Raw genomic sequence first — 6,922 nt, 5'->3', positions numbered from 1 at the left:
CAGCTCAGGCACCGGGACTGGGAGGCTGCGGCACGCGAGGGCCGGACCATCGCGCCGCTCATCACCAGGCTCAACACCATCCGACGGCAGCACCCCGCGCTACAGCGCCTGCGGAACCTCCGCTTCCACCTGACTGACAACGATGCCGTGCTCGCCTACAGCAAGAGCACGGGTACCGACACGGTCATCGTGGTCGTCAATCTCGACCCGCACCACACCCAGGAGGCCTCGGTCTCGTTGGACATGCCGCAACTCGGACTGGACTGGAACTCCGCCTTGTCCGTGCACGACGAACTGACGGGTGAGACGTACCGCTGGGGCAGGACCAACTACGTGCGCCTGACGCCCGGCTGCGCGCCGGCGCATGTTCTCCACGTTGGGCGGTCGACGCCCCGGAACGGAGGGCCCGCGGCCTCATGACCGTCAACGAACCCGTACACGACACCTTCGAGGACACGCCCGTCAAGGACCGGGACCCGGAGTGGTTCAAACGCGCCGTCTTCTACGAGGTCCTGGTCCGCTCCTTCCAGGACAGCAACGGCGACGGCGTCGGTGACCTGAAGGGTCTGACCGCCAAGCTGGACTATCTGCAGTGGCTCGGCGTGGACTGCCTGTGGCTGCCGCCGTTCTTCAAGTCACCGCTTCGGGACGGCGGTTACGACGTCTCCGACTACACCGCCGTACTGCCCGAGTTCGGTGACCTCGCCGACTTCGTGGAGTTCGTGGACGCCTCCCACCAGCGCGGCATGCGCGTGATCATCGACTTCGTCATGAACCACACCAGCGACCAGCACCCGTGGTTCCAGGAGTCCCGCAAGAACCCCGACGGCCCGTACGGGGACTACTACATGTGGGCCGACGACGACAAGCAGTTCCAGGACGCCCGGATCATCTTCGTCGACACCGAGGCCTCCAACTGGACCTTCGACCCGGTGCGCGGCCAGTACTACTTCCACCGCTTCTTCTCGCACCAGCCCGACCTCAACTACGAGAACCCGGCCGTGCAGGAGGAGATCCTGGCGGCCCTCAGGTTCTGGCTGGACCTCGGGATCGACGGCTACCGGCTCGACGCGGTGCCCTACCTCTACGCCGAGGAGGGCACCAACTGCGAGAACCTGCCGGCGACCCACGAGTTCCTGAAGCGGGTCCGCCGTGAGATCGACGCGATGTACCCCGACACCGTGCTGCTGGCGGAGGCCAACCAGTGGCCGGAGGACGTCGTCGACTACTTCGGGGACTACTCCTCCGGCGGCGACGAGTGCCACATGGCCTTCCACTTCCCGGTCATGCCGCGCATCTTCATGGCCGTACGCCGTGAATCCCGCTACCCCGTCTCCGAGATCCTCGCCAAGACACCGGCCATCCCCTCGAAGTGCCAGTGGGGCATCTTCCTGCGCAACCACGACGAGCTGACCCTCGAAATGGTCACCGACGAAGAGCGCGACTACATGTGGGCCGAGTACGCGAAAGACCCGCGGATGCGCGCCAACATCGGCATCCGCCGCCGCCTCGCGCCGCTGCTCGACAACGACCGCAACCAGATCGAGCTGTTCACCGCGCTGCTGCTGTCCCTGCCCGGCTCGCCGATCCTGTACTACGGCGACGAGATCGGCATGGGCGACAACATCTGGCTCGGCGACCGCGACGCCGTGCGCACCCCGATGCAGTGGACCCCCGACCGCAACGCCGGCTTCTCGACCAGCGATCCGGGACGCCTGTACCTGCCGACGATCATGGACCCGGTCTACGGCTACCAGGTCACCAACGTCGAGGCGTCGATGTCGTCGCCGTCGTCGCTGCTGCACTGGACCCGGCGCATGATCGAGATCCGCAAGCAGAACCCCGCCTTCGGACTCGGCTCGTTCACCGAACTGCAGTCCTCCAACCCGGCGGTCCTGGCGTTCCTGCGCGAGTACGGCGACGACCTGGTGCTGTGCGTCAACAACTTCTCCCGCTTCGCCCAGCCCACCGAGCTCGACCTGCGGACCTACGACGGCCGGCACCCGGTCGAGCTGATCGGCGGGGTGCGCTTCCCCGCCATCGGTGAACTTCCCTACCTGCTGACCCTGCAAGGCCACGGCTTCTACTGGTTCCGGCTCACCCGAGTCGCATCCCGCATCGGCCGCCGCCGCTGAACGAGCGGCGCCGAGGAAAGGACGCGTCACCATGCCGAAGACCATCACTGACCGACCGAGAACCGCGGTCGGCCTCGACGGGCCGCAGGTCTCGCTGGGCGAGCTGCTGCGCCAGTGGCTGCCGAGGCAACGCTGGTTCGCGGGCAAGGACCGGCCCGTCACCGATCTGACAGTGCTCTCCTTGACCGAGCTGTTCCCGGGATGTCTGCATCTGCTGGTGCACGCCTCGCACGCGCCCGTGCCCGCACCGGGCGGCACTCCCCCGCCCGGTGACTGCTACCAACTGCTGCTCGGCCTGCGCGAACACCTCAACCCACGACTGGAGCGGGCCTACATCGGGCGGGCCGAACGGGGCCCGTTCGCCGGGCTCGCGGTGTACGACGCGCTGCACGACCCGCGCTCGGCCAACCTGCTGCTGGAGCGGCTGCGGCAGCCCGGAGCGGTCGGCCCGCTGCGGTTCGAGGTCGACCCGGCCGCCCATCTGCCCGGCGGTCTGCCGCCGCGCCTGCTGGACGCCGAGCAGTCCAACTCGTCGATCGTGTACGGCGACGCGTACATCCTGAAGGTCTTCCGCCGGATCCAGCCGGGCGTCAACCCGGACCTGGAGGTGACGGCCGCGCTGGCCGCGCAGGGGTGCACCCGGGTGCCGGCACCGGTGGCCTGGTTCCGTACGTCCGCGCCGCAGCCGGCCACGCTCGGCGTGCTGCAACCGTTCTTGCCGGACGCGACCGACGGCTGGACGCTCGCGCTGCACGCGCTCGCGGCCGGCGACGACTTCACCGCCGAGGCCCGGGCACTGGGCCGGGCCATGGCCGAGGTGCACCTCGCGCTGGCCGAGGCGTTCCCGCCGGCCGGGCCGAGCGAGAACGGCCGTACGGCCGAGGCGATGTGCGCACGGCTGGACGCGGCCGCGCACGCCGTGCCGGGGCTGCTGCCCTTCGTGCCGGGGCTGCGGGCCGCGTTCGGTGCGCTCGCCACCTGCGACTCCGGGCCGCCCGCGCAGCGCATCCACGGCGATCTGCACCTCGGGCAGGTGCTGCAGGCCGGCCGCGACTGGTTCGTCATCGACTTCGAGGGCGAGCCGTCCCGGCCGCTCGCCGAGCGGCAGATCCCGCAGTCCCCGGTGCGGGACGTGGCGGGGATGCTGCGCTCCTTCGACTACGCGGCCCGGCAGCGCCGCCCCTGGCGACCCGAATGGGCGCGCCGCTGCCGGGAGGCGTTCTGCGCGGGCTACGCGGCCCGCGCCGGCTGGGATCCACGCAAGAAGCACGCGCTGCTGCGCGCGCACGAGACGGACAGGGCGGTCTACGAGGTGCTGTACGAGGCGAGACACCGGCCGGACTGGCTGCCGGTACCGATGGCGGCGATCAAGCGGCTCGCCGTGTGGGGAGGATGACGTCATGGCTCTGCGCGACACCTCGCTCCCGGAGGCCGCCGGCCGCGCGCCGGCCGCGGCCCTGCCCCTGGACGCGGCCGATCGCGGCCGGCTGCTGGGCGGCGCCCACCACGATCCGCACGCCCTGCTCGGCGCCCATCCGGTGCCGGGCGGCACGCTGTTCCGGGCCCTGCGCCCGAACGCGCGCGCGGTGAGCGTCGTGGTCGACGGGATGCGCAACCCCCTGCGCTCGGAGGGCGACGGTCTCTTCGCGGCCGTACTGCCCTACCCGGAGATCCCGCCGTACACGCTGCTGGTGACCTACGACGACGCCGAGCAGGAGGTGCACGATCCGTACCGCTTCCTGCCCGCCCTGGGCGAGCTGGACCTGCATCTGATCCGGGAGGGCCGGCACGAGCAGCTGTGGCAGGCGCTCGGTGCGGAACCGATGACGCACCAGGGCGTGACCGGCACCCGCTTCACCGTGTGGGCGCCCAACGCCCAAGGGGTGCGGGTGGCCGGGGACTTCACGTACTGGGACGGCACGCAGTACCCGATGCGGTCGCTGGGCGCGTCCGGTGTGTGGGAGCTGTTCCTGCCCGGGATCGGCGAGGGCGCCCGCTACAAGTTCGAGATCACCTCGCGTTACGGCCATCGGTTCCTCAAGGCCGACCCGATGGCCCGGTGCACGGAGGTGCCGCCGGACACGGCGTCGGTCGTCGCGGTCTCGCGGTACGAGTGGGGCGACGCGGAGTGGATGGCCCACCGGGGCGACACCCCCGTGCACCAGGCGCCGTTCTCGGTGTACGAGGTCCATCTGCCGTCCTGGCGGCCCGGACTGACGTACCGACAGCTGGCCGAGGAACTCCCCGCCTACGTCAAGGACATGGGCTTCACGCATGTCGAGCTGATGCCGGTCGCCGGGTATCCGTTCAGCGGCTCCTGGGGCTACCAGGTCACCTCCTACTACGCGCCCACGCCCCGCCTCGGTTCTCCGGACGACTTCAGGTACCTGGTGGACGCGCTGCACCGGGCCGGCCTCGGCGTGATCATGGACTGGGTGCCGGCACACTTTCCCAAGGACGACTGGGCGCTGGCCCGGTTCGACGGGGATCCGCTGTACGAGCCCGGGAACGCGACGCGCGCCGAGCACCCTGACTGGGGGACGTACGAGTTCGACTACGGCCGCACCGAGGTGCGCAACTTCCTCGTCGCCAACGCGGTGTACTGGTGCCAGGAGTTCCACATCGACGGGCTGCGGGTGGACGCCGTCGCCTCGATGCTCTACCTCGACTACTCGCGCGACTCCGGCCAGTGGGAGCCGAACGTGTTCGGCGGGCGGGAGGACCTGGACGCGGTCGCCTTCCTGCAGGAGATGAACGCCACTGTCTACCGGCGCTGCCCGGGGGTGGTGACCATCGCGGAGGAGTCCACCGCATGGGACGGGGTGACCCGGCCGACGGACAGCGGCGGGCTCGGCTTCGGGCTGAAGTGGAACATGGGCTGGATGCACGACTCGCTGCAGTACATCCAGAAGGAGCCGGTGCACCGCAAGTACCACCACAACGAGATGACCTTCTCGATGGTGTACGCCTACAGCGAGAACTATGTGCTGCCGATCTCCCACGACGAGGTGGTGCACGGCAAGCAGGCGCTGGTGTCGAAGATGCCCGGCGACTGGTGGCAGCGGCGGGCCACCCATCGCGCCTATCTGGGCTTCATGTGGGCCCATCCCGGCAAGCAGCTGTTGTTCATGGGGCAGGAGTTCGCCCAGGGGGCGGAGTGGTCCGAGGCGCACGGCCCCGAGTGGTGGCTGCTCGACGACGACTACCACTCGGCCGGGGACCACCGGGGCGTGCAGGATCTGGTGCGGGACCTGAACACCGCGTACCGGGAGACGCCGGCGCTGTGGCAGCGGGACTCCGACCCGGGCGGGTTCCGGTGGGTGCTGTGCGACGCAGCGGACGACAACGTCTTCGCGTTCCTGCGCTTCGCCGCGGACGGCTCTCCCCTGCTCGCGGTGTCGAACTTCTCACCGGTGGTACGGCACGACTACCGGCTGTGGGTACCCGACGAGATCACCGCCTGGCAGGAGGAGCTGAACACCGACGACGTCCGCTACGGCGGCGGCGGGGTCGGCGCCCAGGGGCTGCTGAAGCCCGAGGACGGGTTCCTGAAGCTCACGCTGCCGCCGCTCGCCACGGTCTGGCTGGCGCCCGAGCGCTGAAAACCAGGTGTCGGCGGCCCGCCCAGGGGCAGTCGGGGGGCGTAGAACCAGGCCTGCCCGTCGTGGCATGGACACGGAAGGTGGCACCACGTGCGCACCGTGGGAGTGGAGGAGGAACTCCTTCTGGTCGACCCGGAAACCGGCGAACCGAAGGCGCTGGCGGCGGCCGTCCTCGCCCGGGTCGCCCATGACGATCCGGGGCAGCACGTCTTCGAGAAGGAGCTGTTCCGGCAGATGCTGGAGTTCGCCACGCATCCACAGGCGAACATGGCGGACCTCGGCGAGGAGATCGTGCGCTGCCGCAAGGAGGCGGCGCGGCACGCCGGGGAGCTCGGCTGCACGGTCGCGGCGCTGGCCACGTCTCCTCTGCCGGTCAGCCCCGCCCTCAGCGTGAACGAGCGGTACGAGTGGCTGGCCGAGCACTACGGGATACCGACCTGGGAGCAGTTGGTGTGCGGCTGCCATGTGCATGTGTGCGTGGAGTCCGACGACGAGGGCATCGCCGTCCTGGACCGGATCCGCCCATGGCTCCCGGTACTGCGCGCGATCAGTGCGAACTCGCCTTTCTGGCAGGGCCGGGACACGAGTTACGCCAGCTATCGCAGCCGGGTGTGGGACCGCTGGCCGTCGGCCGGGCCGACCGAGCCGTTCGGGTCCCCCGAGCGGTATCACCGGCGGGTGGCGGAGATGGTGGCCACCGGTGCCGTGCTGGACAAGAGGATGGTCTACTTCGACGCGCGGCTGTCCGCCCGCTATCCGACCGTGGAGGTCCGGGTGGCGGACGTGTGTCTCGGTGCGGACACCGCCGTGCTGATCGCGACGCTGACCCGGGCGCTCGTGGAGACGGCCGCGCGGGACTGGCGGGCCGGCCGGCCGGCGCCCGGCCACAGTGTGAGCCTGCTGCGGCTCGCCGACTGGCAGGCCGCCCGGTTCGGCCTGGAGGAGAATCTGCTCGACCCGGTGGCCATGCGGCCCGAACCCGCCCCGCAGGTGCTGCGGTCGCTGCTGGCGTACACCCAGGACGCGCTCACCGCCGCCGACGACGCGGACCGCGCGGAGCAGGGCATCACGGAGCTGCTGCGGCGCGGCAACGGGGCGCGCGAGCAGCGTCGGCTGCTGGAGCACGGCGGCGGCCTGCGGGGGGTCGTCACCGAGTGCGTCCGGCGTACCCAGGGCTGACCGCCC

At 70.4% G+C, this 6,922-nt stretch carries 5 protein-coding genes; all 5 read left to right on the top strand.

From position 1 onward, the window contains the following. Window positions 1-420, top strand: a 420-nt coding sequence (locus ACZ5NH_RS38535) for an alpha-glucosidase C-terminal domain-containing protein (protein ID WP_468782098.1), incomplete at its 5' end; no start/stop codon positions are given. Then, window positions 417-2,135: a maltose alpha-D-glucosyltransferase gene (treS, locus tag ACZ5NH_RS38530; RefSeq protein ID WP_468782096.1), complete on the top strand. Its 1,719-nt coding sequence runs from the start codon at window positions 417-419 to the stop codon at window positions 2,133-2,135. The genes ACZ5NH_RS38535 and treS, both read left to right, overlap by 4 nt. A gap of 31 nt (window positions 2,136-2,166) precedes the next feature. Further along, a complete protein-coding gene (locus ACZ5NH_RS38525) occupies window positions 2,167-3,531 on the top strand; it encodes a maltokinase N-terminal cap-like domain-containing protein (protein WP_468782094.1) in 1,365 nt (454 codons plus the stop codon). A 4-nt stretch (window positions 3,532-3,535) separates the two neighbouring features. Beyond that, window positions 3,536-5,737, top strand: coding sequence for a 1,4-alpha-glucan branching enzyme (gene glgB / locus ACZ5NH_RS38520; protein ID WP_468782092.1), 2,202 nt, complete (start codon window positions 3,536-3,538; stop codon window positions 5,735-5,737). A 90-nt stretch (window positions 5,738-5,827) separates the two neighbouring features. Continuing rightward, window positions 5,828-6,916 carry a glutamate--cysteine ligase 2 gene (locus ACZ5NH_RS38515; RefSeq protein WP_468782090.1) on the top strand — a complete coding sequence of 363 codons (1,089 nt, stop codon included), beginning with the start codon at window positions 5,828-5,830 and terminating at the stop codon, window positions 6,914-6,916. Window positions 6,917-6,922: the final 6 nt, after the last annotated feature.

The organism is Streptomyces sp. NPDC031426, from assembly GCF_055581585.1.
The sequence above is the reverse complement of the archived record's forward strand: the minus strand, read 5'-3'. Positions and strand labels throughout refer to the sequence as shown.